The organism is Streptomyces sp. NPDC002076, assembly GCF_053593835.1.
This window is the reverse complement of record NZ_JBSFDI010000004.1, coordinates 275,094-297,759: the sequence shown is the minus strand read 5'-3', so window position 1 is coordinate 297,759 and position 22,666 is coordinate 275,094. Positions and strand designations below refer to the sequence as shown.

Here is a 22,666-nt window from a genome sequence, read left to right as displayed (position 1 = left end):
CCGGCGGCGCACGCCACCTCGCCCGGTCGCCTCCGCGCGCCCCGTAACTGTGGATCACGGTGGGTGGTTGACGCGGCATGCAGCCTGTGCGTGCCGTGAGCACCCCTTCGATGCCGAGACTCGCCGCCGCGTCCCTGGCGGGGACCGCGATCGAGTTCTACGACTTCTTCGTCTATGGAACGGCGGCGGCCCTGGTCCTGGGGCCGCTGTTCTTCCCGACGTTCTCGCCGGTCGCGGGGACGCTGGCGGCGTTCGTGACGTTCGGGGTGGGGTTCGTGGCCCGGCCGCTGGGCTCGGTGGTGTTCGGGCATCTCGGCGACCGCCACGGGCGGCGGCCGGTGCTCGTCGCCTCACTGCTGCTCACGGGCGCCTCGACCGTCGCGGTGGGCTGTGTGCCGTCGTACGGGACCATCGGCGTCGCCGCGCCCCTGCTGCTGCTCGTGCTGCGCTTCCTGCAGGGTCTCGGGCTCGGCGGGGAGTGGGGCGGGGCGGTGCTGCTGACCGCCGAGCACGCGCCGACCGCGCGACGCGCTCTGTGGTCGAGCTTCCCCCAAGTGGGGCCCGCGGTCGGCTTCGTGCTGGCCAACGGGGTGATGCTCGCACTGTCGGCGGGCCTGTCCAATGCGGAGTTCGCAGGGTGGGGCTGGCGCGTGCCGTTCTGGGTCGCCGGTGCGCCGGCGCTCGCCGGTCTGTGGTTGCGCTCGTCGCTCGCCGAGAGCCCCCGGTTCCTGGAAATCGACGACCACGCGCGCGTGCCGCTCGTGGAGGTCGTACGGCATCACGGGAGGCTGGTGCTGCTGACGGCCGGCGCGCTGGCCATCGGGTACGCGGTGTTCTACGCGGTGACGACCTGGTCGCTGGCGTATGCGACGGAGCGGCTCGGGGTGAGCCGGACGGTGATGCTGACGTGTGTCATGGCCGCGGTGGTCGTGAAAGGGGCCCTCACGCCCTTGGTGGCGCTCCTCGGCGACCGCTATGGGCGGCGGCCGATGTGTCTGACGGGTTGCGCGGCCTGCGTCGTGTGGATGCTCCCGATGGTGGCCCTGCTGGCCACCGGTCAGCCGCTGTTGATGTTCCTGGGCATCCTGGGCGCGCTGATCGCCTTTGTCACCATGTTCGCGGTCATCGCCGCCTACCTGCCGGAACTGTACGAGGCGCGGGTGCGCTGCACGGGCGCCGCAGTGGGCTACAACCTCGGCGGGGTCCTCGGTGGCGCGCTCACCCCGATCGTGGCCACGGCGCTCGCGGAGCAGAGCGGGCGTGTGCCCTGGGCCGTGGGGGTGTATCTGACGGGCATCGGGCTGATCAGCCTGGTGTGCTTCGCGCTGCTTCCGGAGACGCGGCCGATGCCCGTGCCGGCGGTGGAACCTGCGACGGGTTGACCGGCCGGGGCCCGGGACGACGGCGACGCCTTACAGGCCTCCCGAAGAGGGGCCGGACGGGCGGGCTACGGGCTGATGGCCAGCTCCAGGTAGGCCGCGAAGAGCACCAGGTGGACCCCGCCCTGCAGCGGCGTGGCCCGTCCCGGCACCACCGTGAGGGAGCTGACCACGATGGTCAGTGCGAGCAGCAGCATGTGCGTCGAGCCGAGGCCGAGGACGAGCGGTCCGGACAGCCAGACGGAGGCGAGGGCGACGACCGGGATGGTCAGGCCGATGCTGGCCATGGCCGAGCCGAGTGCGAGGTTGAGGCTGGTCTGCACGCGGTCGCGACGTGCGGCGCGCAGCGCGGCGATCGTCTCCGGCAACAGCACGAGCAGGGCGATGATCACACCGACGACAGCTTGGTGCAGCCCGGCCGCCGCCACGCCCGACTCGATGGTGGGCGACACGCTCTTGGCCAGGCCGACCACGCCGACCAGGGCCAGGCCGAGCAGGCCGAGGCTGATCCAGGCGGTGCGCGCGGACGGGGGCTGGGCGTGGTCGTCGGCGATGACGGCCACGTCCTGCCGGGTGATCGGCAGGAAGTAGTCGCGGTGGCGCACGGTCTGGGTGGCCACGAACAGTCCGTACAGGATCAGTGAGGACAGCGCGGCGAAGGTCAGCTGCACCGAGGAGAACTCGGGTCCGGGCCTACTGGTGGTGAAGGTGGGCAGCGCCAGGCTGAGCGTGGCGAGCGTCGCCACGGTAGCCAGGGCGGCGCCGGTGCCCTCGGGGTTGAAGACCGCGGTGCCGTGCCGCAGCGAACCGACGAGCAGACAGAGCCCGACGATGCCGTTGCAGGTGATCATCACGGCGGCGAAGACAGTGTCCCTGGCCAGGGTGGAACTCTGGTCCCCGCCGTCCGCCATGAGGGTGACGATCAGGGCCACCTCGATGATCGTGACGGCGATGGCGAGCACCAGGGAGCCGAAGGGCTCGCCGACGCGGTGGGCGATGACCTCGGCGTGGTGGACGGCCGCCAGGACGGAACCGGCGAGCACCAGCGTCACCACGGCGACGACCGCACCCGGCAGGCTGCGGCCCCAGGTGAAGACCAGGATGACTACCGCGAAGACGGGCACGAGGAACGTCCATTGCCGAGTGAACGCCCGGAGCCGAGTGATCATGCGGCGATGGTCGCAGAGGCGCACAGGATTCGCATTCCTCTGTTTTCCGATACTTCTGGTCCTTTCCGGCGCGGGACCGCGGGCTTGGTCAGGCGTCGACGCTGTCCTTCGGGGCGGCTTCGCCGCCGGTGCGCGCCGCCTCGGCGGCAGCCTGCTTACCGTTGGCCATCAGGCTGGTGACGGTGGTGACGATCAGGACCGCGCAGATCACGCCGAGCGAGACCGGGATGCTGATCTCGGGCACGTGGACGCCGGACTCGTGCAGGGCGTGCAGCACCAGCTTGACGCCGATGAAACCGAGGATGACCGACAGGCCGTACGAGAGGTGGACCAGCTTCTTCAGCAGGCCGCCGATGAGGAAGTACAGCTGTCGCAGGCCCATGAGGGCGAAGGCGTTGGCGGTGAAGACGATGTACGGGTCCTGGGTCAGGCCGAAGATCGCAGGGATGGAGTCCAGGGCGAACAGGACGTCCGTGGTGCCGATGGCCAGCATCACGACCAGCATCGGGGTCATGACCCGCTTGCCGTTCTGCCGTATCCACAGCTTGGTGCCGTGGTACCGGTCGGCCACACCGAACTTGCGCTCCGCGGCCTTCAGCAGTTTGTTCTCCTCGTACTCCTCGTCCTCCTGGTCCGCGCGGGCCTCCTGGATGAGCTTCCAGGCGGTCCAGATCAGGAACGCGCCGAAGAGGTAGAAGATCCAGGAGAAGCTGGCGATGATCGCGGCTCCTGCGGCGATGAAGACGGCCCGCAAAACCAGAGCTATGAGGACACCGACGAGCAGAACGCGCTGCTGGTACTGCGCGGGCACCGCGAACTTCGCCATGATCAGGACGAAGACGAAGAGGTTGTCGACGCTCAGCGACTTCTCGGTGATGAATCCCGCGAAGAACTCGCCGGCCGGCTGTCCGCCGCCGAAGGCAAGGAGACCGAGGCCGAACAGCCCGGACAGGGCGATCCAGACGACGGTCCAGATGCCGGCTTCCTTGATCGACACCTCATGCGGCCTGCGCCCGATGAGGAAATCGACCGCGATCAGGGCGGCGAGGCCCACGATGGTCAGGACCCACAGGGTCATGGAGACTTCCACTGCACCTCCGGCATTACGTAACGGCAAACACATCAGCGTCGTCGCTGCCGGAGGTCTCCTCCACCCGCGTCGGGCCGACGCCCCGGGACCGGAACCGGTCCGTACTGACGGGTGCGCCACAGTCGGGAAGTACTCCCCTCCGTACGGAAGACAGTAGCTCAATCACCAAGGAAAGGTAAAGAGGAAAGTAAAATAAAGACCAAGTGTGCTGGTGGGGGGACTTTAGCTGTACTTGGTCCTGGCTCTGGCCACCTCGGTGAGCACCTGGTGCACGATCTGGCTCCCGACCGGCACCAGCGACGGTTCGTAGGTCCAGGCGTGCCCGACCCAGGGGTCGGCGAAGTGATCGTCGGGTACGGGGGTGAGTCGCATCAGCGAACGCCACAGCGGATCGAGGAGGGGGCCGTAGGCGGCGGCGTCCTCGCGGTCCGCCACCAGCAGGAGGTGAACACCGACGTCGGGCCCCTCGTCGACGAGATAGCGCAGCCGGGTCACCGCCCGGTCGTCGAAAGCGTGCGGGAAGTCGTTGACGATCAGCAGCTGACGCGCGGTGTCGACTTCGGCCGGCAGCGATTCGGGTGCACCGCCGCGCACCGCCATCTGTACGAGGTCCACCCGTCGGGTGAGCCGCTCCAGCATCTGTGTCACCCCGCCCGCGCCGGTCGCGGGAGGCATGGCGAGCACGCCGGTCCGCGTGAGTGGGGCGAACGCCGCGGACCCGGAGCCGGCCGGATCGATGACCTGCACGGCGAAGTCCCCCGCCGGATGCACGGCGAGCAGCCGAGCCGCGAGTGCCACCGCTGCCTCCACGGCCAGGTGCCGCAGCTCGGCGGAGTCCGGACAGCCGCCGGGTGCCGCCGCCGGGCCGCTGTCGAGCCACAGACCGCGTTCCAGCGGCAGCCTGACCAGCAGGGGGATGCGGAGCGGCTCGCTCTCGGGCAGATGGAGATCGCCGAGGCGCAGGGCCATCGGGGGCTCGGCGGGCACGCGGTAGCCGTGCCAGACGGGGTTGTCCCAGCGGGCGTAGGCGGGCGGAAGCGCGGGCTCGACCACTTCGGACTCGGCGGTGAGCTGGGCGAGGTCGCGGTCGAGGACGGCACGCGCCTGATCCACCAGCTGGGTCCGGCGGGCGTGGGCCGCCTCGCGCGCGGCGTCGCTCGCGGCGCCGAGCCTGCCGCGGGGGTCGGTGAGGGCCTGGTCGAGCTCCTTCTCCAAGCGGGAGTCGGCGAAGTCGACGGCGCTGCGGTAAGCGGCGGTCGTGCGGGCCAGGTCCTCGAACATGCCCCAGACCTGGTTGTACAGCCGCTCCTCCATCGACCAGCCCACGGCGTCCCCCGCTACGGGCTGCGCAGGCCCGCCGCCGGCGGCCGGAGCCGCCGGCGGTGGTGTGCCGTGTGGGCGGCGGCCGGGGTGCGTGTAGTCGACCCCGGTGCCGGGCTCTCGCGAGGCCGCGTCGGATTCCTGCGTGTCGTACGGATTCCGCGCGGCGTACGGCTGCGCGGGCTCCGGCTGCTGCGGGGCACAGGAAGGCGTCTGTCCGGGCGCCCCGGGCGCGGGGGTGTTCTGAGGATCGGCTACGTCGGTGTCGTACGGCCCGGGGTCCGACGTGCCGCGCGAAGTGGAGGCGGACGCGTCGTGCGGTGGAGCCGCAGAGATGTCCTGCGGCGGGCGAGCCGTGGTCCCGTGCGCTGACGGTGCGGAGGCCGGTGTCGGCAGCGCGCGGGACTGGTTGTGGGCGGCCGCCTCGCCGGGGACCGCCGCCTCGCCAGGGGCCGGCGCCGCATGGGCCGCGGCAGCCACGTCGGCAGCCTCGCGCAGGCCCTGGTCGGCGAGCAGTGCGGTGAGCCCGGCCGCGTAGCCCTGGCCCACGGCACGCACCTTCCAGGCGCCCTGTCTGCGGTAGAACTCCAGGGCGACCACGGCCGTCTCGCCGTCCAGGCCGGTCAGGGTGAAGCAGGCGAGTTCGGTGCCGTCGAGGCCCTCGACCGTCGTGTGCGGGGCGGCGACTGCACCGAATCGGAGCGGTGCCCCGGCCCCGGTGGGCAGGGCGAGGAAGATGTCGACGCGGTGGACGGCTTCGGGCAGAGCGCCCAGGTCGACTGCGAGGCGATGTCCGGTGGCGGCCAGCCGGGATACCTCGACACCGGGCAGGGCGGGGGCGCCGGGGTGGGCCACCCACTGGGGGCCGTGGACCGTGCCGTTCTCGTCGCCGAGTGTGGCTCCGGCCAGGACCGGCACCCCGGCCGAGACCCGGATCGCCAGCCGGACCTGGGACAGCGGGTGATTCTGCCCCCGCACCAGCTCGGCCGTCATCGCCGTCGCCCCCCTGTGTCGTTGTCGTTCGGTCCTGCGCCGCCGGTCGAGCGGGCGGTCCTACAGGTGCTGCTGGATCGCCGGCATCAGGTCCTGGAACGTACGTCCGTTGGCCGGGGCACCCAGGGCGGTCATCGTCCAGCCGGCGCCCGCGCGGTGCACCTTCGCCATGATCTGGGCGGTGTAGTCGCCGCCGCCGTCCAGCGTGTAGCGGGCCAGTTCCTGGCCGTTGGTCTCGTCCACCAGGCGGCAGAACGCGTTCTGCACCTCCTGGAAGGTCTGGCCCGTGAAGGAGTTCACGGTGAAGACGATCTGGTCGATGTGGACCGGGACGCGCTGCAGGTCCACGAGGATCGCCTCGTCGTCACCGCCCTGTCCGGCGCCGCCGACGAGGTTGTCGCCGGTGTGGCGGACGGAACCGTCGTCACTCACCAGGTGGCGGAAGAACACGACATCGACCGGCTGGGTCTCGGCGAACAGGACGGCCGACGCGTCCAGGTCGATCTCGCGCGTGCGGGAGCCGAACAGACCGCGCCGCTTCGCCGCCTGCCAGCCGAGCCCCATACGGACCGCGGTCAGGGTGCCCCCGTCCTTCTTCTCCAGGCTGATGGCCTGACCCTTGCTCAAGTTGACGGACACCGCTGAATCCCCTCTCGAAAGTCCCCTGTTGCCGCGCAGTGCGCGGTTGTCCAGAACCCTACGCAGGGCCACCGACAGTGCCGAACCCCGGTCCGCGCTTTGTGTCGGTGTTGCAACACTTGGCGCATATACCGAGGTCCGGCGGGGTGGCGGAGGTTCAGGCGAGACCGGCTTCCCGCATCTGGCGCAGTTCCTTCTTCATCTCCGAGACCTCGTCACGCAGCCGGGCCGCGATCTCGAACTGCAGCTCCGCGGCGGCGGCGCGCATGCGCTCGGTCATCTCCTCGATCTGCTCGGCGAGTTCGGCCGCCGGGCGGTCCGTGGGAACCGTGGCCGCCGCCTTGCCCTTCGCCGACTTGCCGGCCTTGGCCGCCTTGTCGCCCAGCGCCGGGACGGGTGCCTTGGCGCCCTTGCCGTCCTTGGACTTGCGGTAGCCGGTGCCGAGGAGCTGCTCGGTGTCGACCTCCTCGCGGGCGATCTGCGCGACGATGTCGTTGATCTTCTTGCGCAGCGGCTGCGGGTCGATGCCATTGGCCTTGTTGTAGGAGATCTGCTTCTCCCGGCGGCGGTTGGTCTCCTCGATGGCCTTCTCCATCGCCGGGGTGATCTTGTCGGCGTACATATGGACCTGGCCGGAGACGTTGCGCGCCGCACGGCCGATGGTCTGGATCAGCGAGGTGCCCGACCGCAGGAAGCCTTCCTTGTCGGCGTCCAGGATCGCCACCAGGGACACCTCGGGCAGGTCGAGGCCCTCCCGGAGAAGGTTGATGCCGACGAGGACGTCGTACTCACCGGAGCGCAGCTCGCGCAGCAGTTCGACGCGGCGCAGGGTGTCGACGTCGCTGTGCAGATAGCGCACCTGGATGCCGAGCTCCAGGAAGTAGTCGGTGAGGTCCTCGGCCATCTTCTTGGTGAGCGTGGTGACGAGGACCCGCTCGTCCTTCTCGGTGCGCTTGCGGATCTCGTGCACCAGGTCGTCGATCTGCCCCTCGGTGGGCTTGACCACGACCTCCGGGTCGACCAGACCGGTGGGGCGGATGATCTGCTCGACGACGCCGTCCCCGCGGGACAGCTCGTAGGTGCCCGGGGTGGCGGACAGGTAGACGGTCTGGCCGATGCGCTCCTGGAACTCCTCCCACTTCAGGGGGCGGTTGTCCAGCGCGGAGGGCAGGCGGAAGCCGTGCTCCACGAGGGTGCGCTTGCGGGAGGCGTCGCCCTCGTACATGGCACCGATCTGCGGGACGGTGACGTGCGACTCGTCGATGACGAGCAGGAAGTCGTCCGGGAAGTAGTCCAGCAGGGTGTTGGGCGGGGAGCCGGGCGAGCGGCCGTCGAAGTGCATCGAGTAGTTCTCCACACCGGAGCAGGTGCCGATCTGGCGGAGCATCTCGATGTCGTACGTGGTGCGCATCCGCAGGCGCTGGGCCTCCAGGAGCTTGCCCTGCTTCTCCAGCTCGGCAAGGCGCTCCCCCAGTTCCTTCTCGATGTCGTTGACGGCGCGCTCCATGCGCTCGGGGCCGGCGACGTAGTGGGAGGCGGGGAAGACGTACAGCTGCTGGTCGTCGCTGATGATCTCACCGGTGAGCGGGTGCAGCGTGGACAGCGCTTCGATCTCGTCGCCGAACATCTCAATGCGGACGGCCAGCTCCTCGTAGACCGGGAAGATCTCGATGGTGTCGCCGCGGACCCGGAAGGTGCCGCGGGTGAAGGCCATGTCGTTGCGCGTGTACTGGATGTCGACGAAGCGGCGCAGCAGCTCGTCCCGGTCCATCTCGTCGCCGACCCTGAGGGGGACCATCCGGTCCACGTACTCCTGCGGGGTACCGAGGCCGTAGATGCAGGACACCGAGGCGACAACGATGACGTCGCGGCGGGTGAGCAGCGAGTTCGTCGCCGAGTGGCGCAGCCGCTCGACCTCCTCGTTGATCGAGGAGTCCTTCTCGATGTAGGTGTCCGACTGCGGGACGTAGGCCTCGGGCTGGTAGTAGTCGTAGTACGAGACGAAGTATTCGACCGCGTTGTTCGGCAACAGCTCGCGGAACTCGTTGGCCAGCTGGGCGGCCAGCGTCTTGTTCGGCGCCATCACGAGCGTGGGGCGCTGGAGCTTCTCGATCATCCATGCCGTGGTGGCGGACTTGCCGGTGCCGGTCGCGCCCAGCAGGACGACGTCCTTCTCACCGGCCTGGATGCGCTTGGCGAGGTCGGCGATGGCCGTCGGCTGGTCGCCGCTGGGCTGGTAGGGGCTGACGACCTCGAAGGGCGCCACCGTGCGTTCGATCTGGGAAACGGGCCGCATGTCATCCACCGTACGACCCCGCACTGACAACGGGTCCGGATCAGCGGTTCTGCGCGGTCCGGGAGAGGTGGTGCTCGGACCGTGACCCCTCGTGGAGGGCGGGACGCCGGGGCGGGTGGGAGGCGACGGCGGAGGCCGGGACACCCGGTTTGTGCTCGACGGGCCTGGGGACGGGCCGGCCCGTGATCATCAGCGGGTCGAAGATCACCACGACGCCCGCGAGGAGCAGGAAGGCGAGCGGACCGATCAGCATGGGCACGAGCACGGACGGCTCCGGCGCGCCTCCGCCGGTGTGGGAGGGGCCGTCGAGGTGAACGCCGAGGGCGGCCATGCCCGTGTAGTGCATGCCGCTGACCGCGAGCCCCATCACGAGGCTCGCCCCCACGCTCCACATGAAGCCCCGGACGCGTCCGGCGGCCCACAGCGCGGCGGTGGCGGCCACAACCGCTATGACGACGGATACGGCGACGGTGAGCGTGTTGTAGGTGAACCGCCCGTGGAAGTGCACGCCGGCCATGCCGAGGTAGTGCATCGAGGCGACGCCCAGACCGGTGATCGTGCCACCGGTGAACAGCGCGGTGCCGGTGGCACCCCGGTAGCCGACGATGAAGATCCCGACGCCGACCATCACGATGGCGAGGCCGAGGCTCGCATAGGTGATCGGCTTGTCGTAGTGGATCGGCGTCTCCTTGATGGCGAAGCCCATCATGGCGACGAAGTGCATGGTCCAGATGCCGGAGCCGATCGCGGCCGAGCCGAGGGCCAGCCAGGCGGGCCGCCGGGAGTGCGTGACCAGCAGGGACCGGGTGGTGCAGCGCAGGCCGAGGGCGCCGCCGAGGCAGGCCATCAGATAGGCCACCAATGGAGTGACGGCCCCGTAGCTGAATCCGTCGACCGTGCCTTGCATCTGCGGCTGCCCTTCCGCCCTCTTGCGTCCCGGAATCCTTGAAATGTTCCCCCGGCCCAGGACCGCCGGGGCGGTCAGGGTTGTCGCAGAGAGTATGACCCCCACCGGAATGGTCGAACGATTTTCCGGCAAAGAAACACGGCCTTGCCGCAGTTGTGCGGCACCGGTGAGCGGACTTGGGACATATCCATTCCGTCTGTGGTCATCGTGCGCCGGGTGTCGTTGACCTTCTGCTGTCAGTCTGTTGCTGTCCGTGTTCGTCGATGCGAGGAGTCTGCATGCACGCGCGCGTAGTTGCCGCCACGGTCGCCGCGGTCCTGGGGACGGCGGCCCTGCTGAGCCCCGGCTCCGGCGCCCGGGCCGGCGGCGTCGGCGAGCCGACGGTGATCGCCCACCGCGGTGCCTCCGCCTACGCTCCCGAGAACACGCTGGCCTCGATCGACAAGGCAGCGCAGCTGGGCTTCACCTGGGTCGAGAACGACGTCCAGCGCACCAAGGACGGCGAGCTGGTCGTCATCCACGACGACAGCCTGCGGCGCACCACGAACGTCGAGCGGGTCTTCCCCGGCCGGGCGCGGTGGAAGGTGAAGGACTTCACCGCGGCCGAGATCGCCCGGCTGGACGCGGGCAGCTGGTACTCGCCCGCCTATGCCGGCACGCGCGTGCCGACGCTGGAGCAGTACATGCGCCGGGTCGAGCACAACCACGAGAAACTGCTCCTGGAGATCAAGAACCCGGAGCTGTATCCGGGCATCGAGCAGCAGACCCTGAAGCTCCTCGGCAACGAGGGCTGGCTGGACCACGAACACCTGGACCGGCTGATCGTGCAGAGCTTCAGCGCCGACAGCATCCGTACCGTGCACGAACTGAAGCCCGCGATCACCACCGCCTGTCTCGGGTCACCCACCGTGGCACAGCTGCACCAGTACGCGCGCTTCACCGATCTCATCAACCCCTCGTACGGGTCGCTGTCCAAGGGGTACGTCTCGGCCGTGCACGCCTTCGCCGGGCCGCACGGCAGGCCGCTCAGGGTGTTCGCCTGGACGGTGAACGACGCGACCACCGCGCGCAAGGCCGCGGGCTACGGCGTGGACGGGATCATCACGAACAAGCCCGACGTGGTGCGGGCGGCGCTCGGCTCGGAGTGAGCGCGGCGGGCGTTGTCAGTGGCGGGCCGTACCGTGGGCGCATGGACAGCCATGTGCAGGACGAGCAGCGGGCGGTGTGGGCCGTGGTGGACACGGACATCGGGCCGCTGATGCTGGCGGCGACCCGTGACGGCCTGGTCAACGTCGTCTTCCACGCCACGGACGCGGTGCGCGACCGCGCCGTGGAGCGGCTGGCGGCCCGGCTGGGCGCCGCCGCCGTGGAGGATCCCGGCTCACCGCTGCTGGCGGAGGCGATACGCCAGCTGCGAGCCTACTTCGCGGGCGAGCGGCACGACTTCGACCTACCGCTGGACTGGTCGCTGATCTCGGGCTTCAACCGGCAGGTGCTGCGCGAGCTCGCTACCGGTGTGCCGTACGGCACGGTGGTGGGGTACGGCGATCTCGCCGGGCGGGTCGGACAGCCCGGCGGGGCGCAGGCGGTCGGCGCGGCGATGGGTGCCAATCCGTTGCCGGTGGTCGTTCCGTGTCACCGGGTGGTGGAGAGCGACGGCGGGATCGGCGGCTTCGGGGGCGGTCTGGAGACCAAGCGGAAGCTGCTCGCCCTGGAGGGCGTCCTGCCCGAGCCGCTGTTCTGACCGCGCCCCGGACACCCGTCTCTGGCGGGCCCCGGATACCGGCCCCCGGCTACTCGTCGTAGTGCCGGGCCTCGAAGACGTTGCCGTCGGGGTCGCGGAAGTAGAAGCTGCTCGTGGCGTTGCCGCGGGCACCGGAGAGGTTGTGGTCGACGCCCGAGACGGCGACGCCATGTTCCTCCAGGCGGGCGCGCAGGGCGTCGAAGGCGTCGGCCGGCAGGGACAGGCAAACGTGGTTCACGGGGTGACCCGCGCTCTCGGCAGCACCGGGCAGCATCTTCATGCGTGCGGCCATGGTGAGCGGGGCGAGGTCGAAGATGGTCTCCTCGTTGACGCGCACCGAGGGGAAGGCCACCTTTCCCTCGGCGAACTCGGCGACACTGATCGGCTCCAGACCGACTGCCTCCTGGTAGAAGCCGGCCGCGGCCACGGGATCGGCCACCCACAGGACGACATGGTCGAGACGCGTGCTGTTCGCGGTCATGCGCCCCAGGCTGGTGGCGTCCGCCACAGTCCGCAAGGGCAACAGGCCATAAGCGTTTAACGGCGGCCGGCGCCCGCCAGAGATGAGGAAAGGCCGACGGACAGGAGGCGGTGCGCGTGGTGCTGGTGGTGTCGGAAGAGGTCCGGGAAGCGATCGACGCACGGCGGCCGGTGGTGGCCCTGGAGTCCACGATCATCGCGCACGGCCTGCCCCGCCCGCGCAATCTGCAGGTGGCGCTGGAGCTGGAGGACGCGGTGCGCCGGGAGGGCGCCGTCCCGGCGACCATCGCCGTGCTCGACGGCCGTCCCCTGGTCGGCCTGGACAAGGAGCAGCTGGAGCGGATCGCGAACGAGGACGGCATCCGCAAGCTGGGTCATCGCGATCTGCCGCTCGCCGTGGCGGCGGGCGTGAGCGGGGCGACCACCGTGTCGGCGACGGCACAGCTGGCCGCGCTCGCGGGCCTCCGGGTGTTCGCCACCGGCGGGCTGGGCGGTGTGCACCGGGAGTGGACCGTGACCCAGGACGAGTCGGCCGACCTCGGTCTGCTGGCCCGAACCCGGATCACGGTGGTCTGCGCGGGCGTGAAGTCGATCCTGGACGTACCGGCGACCCTGCAGCGGCTGGAGACGCTGGGCGTGGCCGTCGCCGGGTACGGCACGGACCGGTTCCCCGGCTTCTACCTGTCCGACTCGGGGCATCCGGTCGACTGGACACTGGAGACCCCGGAGCAGGTCGCGGACGTCATGCGGGCCCAGGAGGCGCTCGATGCGCCGCCGTCGGCGCTGATCGTCGCCCAGCCCGTCCCGGAGGCGGAGCAGCTCGATCCCGAGCTGCACGCGCGCGTGCTGGCCGACGGCCTGCGCGCCTGCAGGGACCAGGGCATCTCCGGTCAGGCGGTGACCCCGTTCCTGCTGGACTACCTGGTCCGGCACACCGCAGGGGCCTCCCTGAGCGCCAATCTGGCAGCCGTACGCGGCAACGTACGGCTGGCGGCACGGATCGCCACGGCGTGGACCAGGGGGTGACCACGGACCGGGACGGGGCCCTGCTGGTTGTCGGTGACGTGGTCACGGATGTGGTCGCCCGGCACCAGGGGCCGCTCGCGGCCGGCACCGACACCGCCGCGTCGATCCGCACCCTGCCGGGCGGCGCGGGCGCGAACGTGGCCTGCTGGGCCGCGCACGCGGGCTGTGCGGACGTACGGCTGCTGGGGCGGGTGGGCGCGGACGCGGCCGCATGGCACGAGCGTGAGCTGATCGCGGCCGGTGTGCGGCCTCGGCTGGTGATCGATCCGACAGCGGCGACCGGGACGGTCATCTGCCTGGTAGATGCTGGTGCGGCGGCGGAGCGTACGTTCCTCACGGACAGCGGGGCGTCTTTGCGGCTCGAACCCGCCGACTGGTCGGACGCATTGCTCGACGGCGTCGGACGGCTGCACCTGTCGGGGTATCTGCTGTTCACGGAGCCGAGCCGGGAGCTCGCACGGACGGCGCTCGCGGCGGCACGCGCGCGTGGCGTGCCGGTCAGCCTCGATCCGGCGTCGGCCGGCTTCCTGGTGCGGCTGGGGGTGGACCGCTTCCTGGCCTTCGCGGAGGGGCTGGACGTGCTGCTGCCCAGCCGGGACGAGGCATGTCTGCTGACGGGGCTGCCGGATCCGGTGGACGCGGCGGCCAAGTTGAGCCGTCTCGTCCCGCTGGTGGTCACCAAGGCGGGTGCGGACGGTGCGCTGGTGGCCCGTTCCGGCAGCGGACCGGCCAGGGTCCCGGCCGTGCCGGCGGCTCCTCGGGACACCACGGGCGCCGGTGACGCCTTCACCGGTGCGTTCCTCGCCGCCCTGCTCACGGGAGCGGACCCCGAGGAGGCGGCGGCACGCGGCTGCCGGGCAGGTGCGGAGGCGGTCGAACGGGTGGGGGCCAGACCGCCATGTCCGGGGCGCGACGGCTAGCGCCCGGCGGGCGCCATGGGGACACCGGCAGCGGAGGCCCGGCTCGCGCCGCGGCGCGAACGCCGCGGCCGGGGGCTGGGATCCGCGTCATGCCCGGCCGGGGCGGCTGAGGTCAGCGTCGTACCGAGGCGCGGGCGCCCAGGTCTTCCCCCCACTAGTCCTTCCTCTAGTCCTTCCTCCCCCACGCCGAGATCATCGGCGCGGTGGCCAGGTCCATGCTGCCGGTCTCGACGTTGGCCAGGTGCTGGTCGATGTCCTCGTCGGTGGCGAGCCCCGCGGCAACCAGCCGGTCCCGGATCTGACGGACCGTCGCGGCCTCGAGAGCGGTGCAGGCTGGTGATGTCACCGGGAAGAACGCATCGGCCTCCACCCCGCTCAGTCCGGCCTCGCGGAGCAGACGCGGGAGTTTGCGGCCGTACGACAGGTCGGCGCCACGTTGGGCCAGCAGCGTGCGGAAGCCCTGACGCAGGCGGTTGGCGAGCCGCTGCTCGGGACCGTGCTCGTCGGGGCAGATCAGGGGCTGGAGAGCGGGGTCGGCATCCTCGATCAGCAGATGCCCGCCGGGCCGGAGGGCCTGGATCATGGACCGCAACGCCCTTTCCCGGTCCGGCACATGGACGAGGACGAGCCGGGCGTGGACCAGGTCGAAGCCCTCACCCGGCGGTTCCTCGGCACCTACGTCGTGGACCCGGACCTCCACCGGCGCGCTCGCCGCCGCGGCGGCGAGCCGCGAGGTGTCGATGTCGGTGGCGACGACCTGTCCGGTGGGGCCCACCTTCCTGGCGAGCCAGGACACCACGGAGGTGCCGCCGGCCCCGACTTCCCAGCAGCGCCGGCCCAGACCGATGCCCAGCGCCTCGATGTGCCGGAAGGTCGTGGGATCGAAGAGGGCGGCGAAGGCGTCGAAGCGCTCCGCGGCCTCGTTCTGCCGGTTGTCCAGGAGATACCCGTCGGATGAGGTCATGCCACGATCATCGCAGTCACCCGGCTCTGGCCGGTCCGCGGACGCTCCGGCCAGGGGCGGCCGGTGCCGAGGCTGCGGCATCGATGCTCCGTCCACAGCCGGGAACCAAGCGGAACATCCCGTTCCCACAGGCTTACCCGCGCTTTGCCCTCGGCTGGCAGACTTGCCGGGCAGGGCGCGAAAGCGTTGCGTGAGGAGATCCAGGCGAGGAGATCCAGATGTCGATGGCGGGGAATCTGCGGAAGGTCACGGGGCTGGGCAGGGTCGGCGGCCTGCGCAAGGTGGCGCGGCTGGCCAGGCGGCGGCCGCGCGTGGACCTGAGCCATCCCGCCCGGTCACCGCTGGGCTCCTCGGTGGTCAACTGTGTGACGTACCAGGACGGCGTGCGCGTCCCGCAGTGCACGGACCTGGTGGATGCCGTGCGGATGGTGCGCAAGACGGGCGAGGGCTTCGTCTGGCTCGGGCTGCATGAGCCGACGGACCGTGAGTTCGCCGGCATCGCCGAACTCTTCGACCTGCACCCCTTGGCGGTGGAGGACGCGGTCGAGGCCCATCAGCGGCCGAAGCTGGAGCACTACGGCGACACGCTCTTCGCGGTGTTCAAGACGGTCTGCTACGTGGAGCACGAACAGCTGACGGCGACCAGCGAGGTGGTCGACACCGGCGAGATCATGGTGTTCGTCGGTGAGGACTTCGTCATCACGGTGCGGCACGGCCGGCACGGCTCACTGGGCCCGCTGCGCGAGGAGCTGGAGGCTCATCCGCATCAGCTCGCCAAGGGGCCGGCGGCGGTGCTGCACGCGATCGCCGACCATGTCGTCGACGACTATCTGAACGTCACGGACGCGGTGCAGGCCGACATCGACCAGGTCGAAACGGAGGTGTTCTCGGAGAACGGTGCGCGGCTCGACCCCGGGCGCATCTACCAGATGAAGCGTGAACTGCTGGAGCTGAAGCGGGCGGTGGTGCCGCTCGGCCGCCCGGTGGAGGACCTTGCCACCCGGCCCATACGGGTCATCGCCCCGGAGATACAGACCTACTTCCGGGATGTGCTCGACCACCTGATACGCGCCAAGGAACAGATCGCCGCCTTCGACGAGCTGCTCAACTCGATTCTGCAGGCCCACCTCGCGCAGGTGACCGTCGCGCAGAACGAGGACATGCGGAAGATCACGGCCTGGGCCGCGGTGATCGCTGTACCGACGATGGTGTGCGGGGTGTACGGCATGAACTTCGACCACATGCCGGAGCTGCACTGGCGGTTCGGCTATCCGCTGGTCATGGTCGTCATGGCGGCGGCGTGTCTGGTGCTGTACCGGGGCTTCAGGCGCAACGGCTGGCTCTGAGCCGCGGGGGCACGCTGCCAGGCCGCCCGGATCAGCCGCTCCAGGCGGGATGGCGCGGGTCGTCGGCACGCACCAGCACGTCGGCCGTGCCCGCGGGGTCCGTCTCGGACTCGTAGCGCTCGAAGGCGGGGAGCGTCCAGTGCTCGTTCTCAGGGGTACGGCGGCGCAGGGCACCCGGGGAGAGGAGGAGGTGCACGGTCAGGTCGAAGGGGAACCAGTGCCGCAGCAGGAGGGGGCCGTGGAGCAACAGAACCCCTCCGGGCGGGAGTTGGACATACGGGCTGCGGGTGGCCCGGTCGGTGGCCGGGTCCCACAGGTCGGGCAGGACCCGCCCGCTGCCATCGGGGTCGAGCGGGCCGAAGACCTCGCGCCACAGGGCGCCGGTGTCGAACCAACCGCCGTAGTACGACTCCGCGTCCCGCCGCCCGTGCTCCAGGCGCAGCGAAGCGGGGCGCAGGAAACCCTCCGCGCCGACCACGAGTGAGGGCCGGCCACGCACCCGCAGCGCTTCCCCGACCCGTTCCGCGAGGTCGCCGGGCCGGGCGGCCGGGGCCCCGTCGAGGCCGACACGCGGCCAGGCGCTTCCGTCGGCCGGCTCCAGCCCGGCCAGCCGATCGGCGAGCTGCTCCGCGAGCCGGTCCCAGGTGATCGCTTCGAGTCGCACAGGGCCATGATGCCGGGTGGCGGAAGGTGAGGTGACAGTGCCTGTCGGGGAGCGGGCCCGAGCAGGGGTTCGACACGCTCGACGCCCGGTTCTGCGTGAAGGCGGCCGACGCGCTGCTCGACAGACTCGCCGCGGCCGGGGTGGGCCGGCTCGTGGCGGTGGGGCTGGGTGCGAATCTGGTCGGCGAGGACGGCCGGCTGGTGATGAACGACACGGTGGCCTTCCCGCCGGAACTCCTTCCTTTCGCCCGGGCACACACCGCGGGACTGGAGCGCCTGCGGGAACGGGCGGACGGCCCCGTGGACTGGGTGATGCTCACGCCCCCGGAGACCTGGAGCACGGCGGACCGAGGACGGGGCGGTACCGCGTCGGCGGGGAGCGGCTGCCCCGTGCCGAGGGTGGCGACGGGGCTGAGCCGTGGCTGTCGTACGCCGATCTCGCCGTGGCGGTGGTGGACGAGATCCAGGCTCCGGCGCGGCACCGTATCCGGGTGCCGGTGTTCAACTTACGGAGCGGGAAGGAGGAGGCAATGGACAAGACGGAGTAGGCAAGGCATGGGTGGCGGCGGGGAAAGTACCGCGTATGACGATTCCCTCAACTTCCCACTCCCCCGGACGGCTTGTCGTCATCCAGGCGCAGAAGCCCAAGCGGTGCGCCACGTGCCGGCGGGGGCCGCTGTCGCTGCTCGTGCTGGAGGGCGGGGCACCGCGCTGTCTGCACTGCACGGACCTCGGGCACCTGGTGTTCCTGCCGCGCGGTGACACCGCACTGACCCGCAGGTCGAGGGAGGAGAGCGGGCTGTCGGTCGTCGTGGTGCGGTTCAACCGGCGCAAGGGACGTTACGAGCGGCAGGGCGTGCTGGTGGAGGAGGCGGCGCTGGCCCGGGCCGAGGCTCGCTGCCTGGCGGACGCGGAGGCGCGGCGCAGGCGGCGGGCGCGGGACGCACGGCGCCGGGCGGCCGAGGACGAGCGGTTCGCGGCGGCGTTCGCGGCCGAGATCCTGCGGCTCTTTCCCGGCTGCCCTGCCGATCGCGCGCGGGCCGTCGCGGCGCACGCGTCCGTGCGCGGCAGTGGGCGGGTCGGCCGCAGCGCGGCCGGGCGGGCGCTGTCGGAGGGAGCTGTGGTCTCGGCGGTCGTGGCGGCCGTACGGCATGTGGACACACCGTACGACCAGCTGCTGATGAGCGGGGTGTCACGGTACGAGGCACGGCGCCGGATCGCCCCGGCTGTGGAGGGTGTGCTGCGGGCCTGGCAGGACGCCGGGGCGGAGGCAGGCTGAGCGGGAGAGGGAGGGAGGTGGGGGAGAAGGAAGGAGGAGAAAAAGAGGTGATGCCGGGCGTGTACCGGGCGGAACGAGACGGGATGGGGCGTGGAGATGATCGACGGGCCGTTCTTCGTGCTGGTCGTGGTGGGGGTACTCGGCACCGGGCTGATGGCCGGGGTGTTCTGCGCGTTCTCGACCTTTGTGATGCGGGGGCTCGCCGCGCTGCCGCCCGCGCAGGGTGTCGCGGCGATGAACGCGATCAATGTCGCCGCCGTCCGGCCCGCCTTCATGACGGTGTTCAACGGCTCGGCGGTGCTGAGCGCGATGATCGCGGTGGTGACGTTCGTGGTGTGGCCGGATGAGGGGAAACTCGAACTGCTGCTGGGCAGCGCGCTGTATCTCTTCGGTTCGTTCGGGCTGACGATCGTCGCCAACGTTCCCCGCAACGACCGGCTGGCCCGGCTGCCCCCGGGCGCCGCGGAGGCCGCCGAGTACTGGCCGGCGTACGTGCGCGAGTGGACGTTCTGGAACCACGTCCGCACCGGTGCCTCGGCAGCGGCCGCACTGGTCTATGTACTGGCCCTCGCCTGATCTGCGTGCGGGCCCCGGGGCGGCCGGCTCCTGACAAGCCACGGAGAAAGCGCTGTCCACCACTCTGCGCGGTGGCCGGGGCGGACGTATCGTGGCCGAAAGAGTGCCGAAGGACGCCGCCCGAATGGCGTACGGCCCGTCGTACACCGATACCCGCGCGGTATCCGTACGCGAGGAAGACGACCATGGCCGATCCCAAGGGGTTCATGAACACGCCGCGCCGGGAGTGGCCGCGGCGGCCCGTCGAGGAGCGGGTGCGGGACTGGGACGAGGTGTATGTCCCGGGAGCGCTGCTGCCCATCATCAGCAAGCAGGCCGACCGGTGCATGGACTGCGGCATCCCGTTCTGCCACGATGCCTGCCCGCTGGGCAATCTGATCCCGGAGTGGAACGACCTGGTCTCCCGGGAGGACTGGCGGGCGGCGAGCGACCGGCTGCACGCCACCAACAACTTCCCCGAGTTCACCGGGCGGTTGTGTCCGGCACCGTGCGAGGCGGGATGCGTGCTGGCGATCAACCAGCCGGCCGTCACCATCAAGAACGTCGAGTGCGCGATCGCCGACCGGGCGTGGGAGGAAGGTTTCGCCCAGGCGCGGCCGCCCGAGCGGCTGTCCGGGAAGACGGTCGCCGTCATCGGCTCCGGGCCCACCGGGCTCGCCGCGGCACAGCAGCTGACCCGGGCCGGGCACACCGTCGCCGTGTACGAGAAGGACGACCGGATCGGCGGGCTGATGCGGTACGGCATCCCCGAGTTCAAGATGGAGAAACGGCATCTGGAGCGGCGGATCGAGCAGATGCGGGCCGAGGGGACGAAGTTCCGTACGTCGACGGCCGTCGGGCGGGATGTCGGGGCGGTGGAGCTGCGCGGACGGTACGACGCCGTGGTCATCGCCACGGGGGCCACGGCGTGGCGGGAACTTCCGGTGCCGGGTCGGGAGTTGTACGGGATACACCAGGCGATGGAGTATCTGCCGCTGGCCAACAGGGTGTGTGAGGGGGATCTGGAGGTTTCACCGCTGTCCGCGGCCGGCAAGCATGTGGTGATCGTCGGCGGCGGGGACACCGGGGCGGACTGTCTGGGCACGGCGGTGCGCGAGGGGGCCGCGTCCGTGACCCAGCTGGACATCTACGCGCAGCCGGGCAGCGAGCGCGACGAGGAAACCGAGCCATGGCCGACGTACCCGAAGGTCTACCGGCTGACGGCCGCGCACGAGGAGGCCCGGGACCTGCGTACGGCACCGGCGGCGGACGCTGACGCGCGGCTGTTCGCCGCGTCCACGCTCCACTTCGACGGGGACGGCAGCGGGCGGGTGCGGTCGCTGCACCTGGTCGAGGTCGACGAGTCACGCAGCCCCGTGCCGGGCACCGGGCGGACGCTGCCCGCCGATCTCGTGCTGCTCGCCCTCGGGTTCTCCGGGCCGGACCAGAAGGACGGGCTGATCGGGCAGTTGGGGCTGGAGCTCGAAACGCGCGGCACGATCGCCCGGGACGACGGCTTCGCGACCAACGTCCCCGGGGTGTTCGCCGCCGGGGACGCGGCGCGCGGGCAGTCGCTCATCGTCTGGGCGATCGCGGAGGGGCGGGCGGTGGCGGCAGCCGTCGACCGCTGGCTGACCGGGAGTTCACGGTTGCCTGCGCCGGTCTCTCCGAGGGATCGGCCGATGAGGGTGTAGGCGTGACCGACGGCTACTTGTCGCCGTTGGCTGTCCTCGGCTCTGGTGACGGCCGGTTCGACACCGCCGGGATACGCAGTTGTGGTTGCCGGTGTGGCCGTATGAGGTTACCGGCGAGATCGGGTACCGCAGGTGGAGTGGCCGGCGACACAGGGCGATCGACGCCCGCAGCTTTCGTCGCCGCTCAGCCCTTCCGCTCGTCCGTCCCCGCCACCTTCCCCGTCGACAGGGCCACCCGGTTCCACGTGTTGATCGTGCAGATCACGGCGATGACGTGGGCCAGTTCCTCCTCGTCGAAGTGGGCCGCGGCCTCGGCGTAGACGGTGTCGGGGACGCCCGCGTCGGCGACGAGGGTCAGGGCCTCGGTGAGCGCGAGCGCGGCCTGTTCCTTGGGTGTGAAGAAGTGCCGTGCCTCGCGCCAGACGGCGACCATGTGCAGCCGGTCCTCGCTCTCGCCGGCCTTGCGGGCGTCGCTGGTGTGCATGTGCAGGCAGTAGGCGCAGTGGTTGAGGAGGGAGGAGCGGATCTGGATCAGCTCCACCAGCGCCGGGTCCAGGCCGGCGCGGGCGGCGGCGTCGAAGCCGACGATGGCGCGGAAGACCTTGGGGGCGGACTTCGCGAAGTCCAGTCGGGTGCGGGCGGCCTCGACCTCGGCGATCACGGTGGTGATGTCGGCTGCGGCGGTGTTCGTGTTCGTCGTCATGGCCTCAACCTATGGACCCGATAGACCGGTTGTAGGGTGCACTTCCATGACGGAATCGTGGGTCAATTCCGCGGAGCGGATCGGCACCGATCTGCATCTGGAGCTGTCGGGTCCGGGCGGGCGGCGGGCCGCGCTGACCCGGGCGCTGCGCGAGGCGGTGCGCGGCGGGCGGCTGGCGCCGGGCACCCGGTTGCCGCCGTACCGGTCGCTCGCCGCCGATCTGGGCGTGGCCCGCAACACGGTGGCCGACGCATATGCGGAACTGGTCGCGGAGGGCTGGCTGACCGCCCGCCAGGGTTCGGGCACCCGGGTCGCCGACCGGGCGGAGCCGCTGCGGGACGCCGTACGGACGCCTGCGAAAACACCTCCACGCGCGCGTGGCCCGCGACACGATCTGCGGCAGGGCGCACCGGACCCGTCGGCGTTCCCGCGGGCGACCTGGTCGGCCTGCTATCGGCGGGCGCTCCAGGCGGCGCCGAACGAGGCGTTCGGGCCCGGAGATCCGGCCGGGCGGCGTGAGCTGCGGGAGGCGCTGACCGAATACCTGGCACGCGCGCGTGGCGTGCGGACCGAGCCGGACCGGATCGTGATCTGCTCGGGCTTCGCGCATGCGCTGCGGCTGCTGTTCGGCCAGGGCGCGGGCGGGGTGCTGCGCGGTCCGCTGGGCGTGGAGGCGTACGGACTGGACTTCCACCGGGGACTCCTCACCACGGCCGGGGTGCGCACGGTGCCGCTGTCGCTGGACGAGCACGGCGCGCGAGTGGACGTACTCGGGCGGGAGCGGGCCGTGCTGCTCACGCCGGCGCACCAGTTCCCGACCGGCGGCCCGCTGCACCCGGAGCGCCGGGCGGCCGTGATCGGCTGGGCACGCGCGCGTGGGACGGTGGTACTGGAGGACGACTACGACGGCGAGTTCCGGTACGACCGCAAGCCGGTCGGCGCCCTCCAGGGTCTCGATCCGGAGCGGGTGATCCACCTCGGGTCGGTCAGCAAGAGCCTGTCGCCGGCGCTGCGACTGGGCTGGATGGTGCTGCCGGAGCGGTATGTCGGGCCCGTGCTGGCGGCGAAGGGCGAGCGGGAGGGCTGGGCGAGCGTCCTGGACCAGTTGGCCTTGGCGGAGTTCATCGTCTCCGGGGCGTACGACCGTCATGTGCGGCGTATGCGGCAGCGCTACCGGCACCGGCGTGACCGGCTCGTCGCCGCGCTCGCGGAACACGCGCCGCAGGTCGAGGTGACGGGCATCGCGGCCGGGCTGCACGCGGTGCTGCGGCTGCCGCCCGGCACCGAGCGGTCCACGGTGAAGGCCGCCGCATGGCAGGGCGTCGCCGTGGACGGACTCGACGCGTTCCGGCATCCGCAGACGGCCACGACGATGGGTGACGGACTGGTGATGGGGTACGCGGCCGCCGCGGAACATGCTTACGGCGCGGCGCTGGAGGCGCTGTGCGGGGTGCTGCCTCCCGGGTGAGGGGTGGGGCGCCTGCGGCGTGCGGCGCAGT

The 22,666-nt window shown here is 71.1% G+C and carries 20 protein-coding genes; 10 read left to right on the top strand and 10 right to left on the bottom strand.

The annotated features are described in order from the left end of the window. The first annotated feature begins 110 nt into the window (after window positions 1–110). Window positions 111–1,382 carry an MFS transporter gene (locus ACWCQS_RS11030; protein WP_451004307.1) on the top strand — a complete coding sequence of 424 codons (1,272 nt, stop codon included), beginning with the start codon at window positions 111–113 and terminating at the stop codon, window positions 1,380–1,382. Between the two features lie 65 nt (window positions 1,383–1,447). Here the strand turns inward: ACWCQS_RS11030 and ACWCQS_RS11025 are convergent, their stop codons facing one another. The 6 genes from ACWCQS_RS11025 to ACWCQS_RS11000 all read right to left on the bottom strand — a co-directional run bounded on the left by ACWCQS_RS11025 (window position 1,448) and on the right by ACWCQS_RS11000 (window position 9,793). Beyond that, complete coding sequence (locus ACWCQS_RS11025; protein WP_451004143.1) at window positions 1,448–2,548, bottom strand: calcium:proton antiporter; 1,101 nt, start codon at window positions 2,546–2,548, stop codon at window positions 1,448–1,450. A gap of 88 nt (window positions 2,549–2,636) precedes the next feature. Further along, window positions 2,637–3,638 carry a TerC family protein gene (locus tag ACWCQS_RS11020; protein WP_451004142.1) on the bottom strand — a complete coding sequence of 334 codons (1,002 nt, stop codon included), beginning with the start codon at window positions 3,636–3,638 and terminating at the stop codon, window positions 2,637–2,639. Between the two features lie 222 nt (window positions 3,639–3,860). Next, entirely contained in the window at window positions 3,861–5,951 is a 2,091-nt protein-coding gene (locus tag ACWCQS_RS11015) for a TerD family protein (protein WP_451004141.1), read from the bottom strand. Window positions 5,952–6,011: 60 nt separating this feature from the next. Beyond that, window positions 6,012–6,590 (bottom strand): TerD family protein, encoded by a 579-nt coding sequence (locus tag ACWCQS_RS11010; RefSeq protein ID WP_388621212.1) that lies wholly within the window; start codon window positions 6,588–6,590, stop codon window positions 6,012–6,014. 157 nt (window positions 6,591–6,747) lie between these two features. Next, window positions 6,748–8,886: an excinuclease ABC subunit UvrB gene (gene uvrB, locus ACWCQS_RS11005; RefSeq protein WP_451004140.1), complete on the bottom strand. Its 2,139-nt coding sequence runs from the start codon at window positions 8,884–8,886 to the stop codon at window positions 6,748–6,750. 40 nt (window positions 8,887–8,926) lie between these two features. Next, entirely contained in the window at window positions 8,927–9,793 is an 867-nt protein-coding gene (locus ACWCQS_RS11000; protein ID WP_451004139.1) for an MHYT domain-containing protein, read from the bottom strand. 278 nt (window positions 9,794–10,071) lie between these two features. On the opposite strand from ACWCQS_RS11000, the gene ACWCQS_RS10995 reads away from it, so the two are divergent. Next, window positions 10,072–10,941: a glycerophosphodiester phosphodiesterase gene (locus tag ACWCQS_RS10995; protein WP_451004138.1), complete on the top strand. Its 870-nt coding sequence runs from the start codon at window positions 10,072–10,074 to the stop codon at window positions 10,939–10,941. A gap of 41 nt (window positions 10,942–10,982) precedes the next feature. Then, entirely contained in the window at window positions 10,983–11,537 is a 555-nt protein-coding gene (locus ACWCQS_RS10990; RefSeq protein WP_451004137.1) for a methylated-DNA--[protein]-cysteine S-methyltransferase, read from the top strand. 49 nt (window positions 11,538–11,586) lie between these two features. On the opposite strand, the gene ACWCQS_RS10985 is transcribed toward ACWCQS_RS10990, so the two are convergent. Then, on the bottom strand, window positions 11,587–12,018 hold the full coding sequence (locus ACWCQS_RS10985; RefSeq protein WP_451004136.1) for a VOC family protein: 432 nt from the start codon (window positions 12,016–12,018) through the stop codon (window positions 11,587–11,589). Between the two features lie 116 nt (window positions 12,019–12,134). Between ACWCQS_RS10985 and ACWCQS_RS10980 the strand changes: the two genes are divergently transcribed. Together ACWCQS_RS10980 and ACWCQS_RS10975 are read left to right on the top strand one after the other, a co-directional pair. Then, the gene (locus ACWCQS_RS10980) at window positions 12,135–13,043 is read left to right on the top strand and encodes a pseudouridine-5'-phosphate glycosidase (RefSeq protein ID WP_451004306.1); all 909 of its coding nucleotides are present in this window, start codon (window positions 12,135–12,137) and stop codon (window positions 13,041–13,043) included. Then, entirely contained in the window at window positions 13,028–13,963 is a 936-nt protein-coding gene (locus ACWCQS_RS10975) for a carbohydrate kinase family protein (RefSeq protein WP_451004135.1), read from the top strand. Before ACWCQS_RS10980 ends, ACWCQS_RS10975 begins: the two co-directional genes overlap by 16 nt. Before the next feature lie 166 nt (window positions 13,964–14,129). On the opposite strand, the gene ACWCQS_RS10970 is transcribed toward ACWCQS_RS10975, so the two are convergent. Then, window positions 14,130–14,927 (bottom strand): class I SAM-dependent methyltransferase, encoded by a 798-nt coding sequence (locus ACWCQS_RS10970; RefSeq protein ID WP_451004134.1) that lies wholly within the window; start codon window positions 14,925–14,927, stop codon window positions 14,130–14,132. Window positions 14,928–15,145: 218 nt separating this feature from the next. Between ACWCQS_RS10970 and corA the strand changes: the two genes are divergently transcribed. After that, window positions 15,146–16,273, top strand: coding sequence for a magnesium/cobalt transporter CorA (corA, locus tag ACWCQS_RS10965; RefSeq protein WP_451004133.1), 1,128 nt, complete (start codon window positions 15,146–15,148; stop codon window positions 16,271–16,273). 31 nt (window positions 16,274–16,304) lie between these two features. On the opposite strand, the gene ACWCQS_RS10960 is transcribed toward corA, so the two are convergent. Continuing rightward, entirely contained in the window at window positions 16,305–16,937 is a 633-nt protein-coding gene (locus ACWCQS_RS10960; RefSeq protein WP_451004132.1) for a uridine kinase, read from the bottom strand. Between the two features lie 582 nt (window positions 16,938–17,519). Here ACWCQS_RS10960 and ACWCQS_RS10955 point away from each other — a divergent pair. From ACWCQS_RS10955 to ACWCQS_RS10945, 3 genes are all read left to right on the top strand, one after another. Then, window positions 17,520–18,215 carry a DUF2293 domain-containing protein gene (locus ACWCQS_RS10955; protein WP_451004131.1) on the top strand — a complete coding sequence of 232 codons (696 nt, stop codon included), beginning with the start codon at window positions 17,520–17,522 and terminating at the stop codon, window positions 18,213–18,215. 96 nt (window positions 18,216–18,311) lie between these two features. Then, window positions 18,312–18,791 (top strand): anthrone oxygenase family protein, encoded by a 480-nt coding sequence (locus tag ACWCQS_RS10950; protein ID WP_451004305.1) that lies wholly within the window; start codon window positions 18,312–18,314, stop codon window positions 18,789–18,791. A 185-nt stretch (window positions 18,792–18,976) separates the two neighbouring features. Beyond that, a complete protein-coding gene (locus ACWCQS_RS10945; protein ID WP_451004130.1) occupies window positions 18,977–20,464 on the top strand; it encodes a glutamate synthase subunit beta in 1,488 nt (495 codons plus the stop codon). Window positions 20,465–20,648: 184 nt separating this feature from the next. On the opposite strand, the gene ACWCQS_RS10940 is transcribed toward ACWCQS_RS10945, so the two are convergent. Further along, window positions 20,649–21,167: a carboxymuconolactone decarboxylase family protein gene (locus ACWCQS_RS10940; protein WP_451004129.1), complete on the bottom strand. Its 519-nt coding sequence runs from the start codon at window positions 21,165–21,167 to the stop codon at window positions 20,649–20,651. Between the two features lie 46 nt (window positions 21,168–21,213). Here ACWCQS_RS10940 and pdxR point away from each other — a divergent pair, with 46 nt between their 5' ends. Then, entirely contained in the window at window positions 21,214–22,635 is a 1,422-nt protein-coding gene (pdxR, locus tag ACWCQS_RS10935; RefSeq protein ID WP_451004128.1) for a MocR-like pyridoxine biosynthesis transcription factor PdxR, read from the top strand. Window positions 22,636–22,666: the final 31 nt, after the last annotated feature.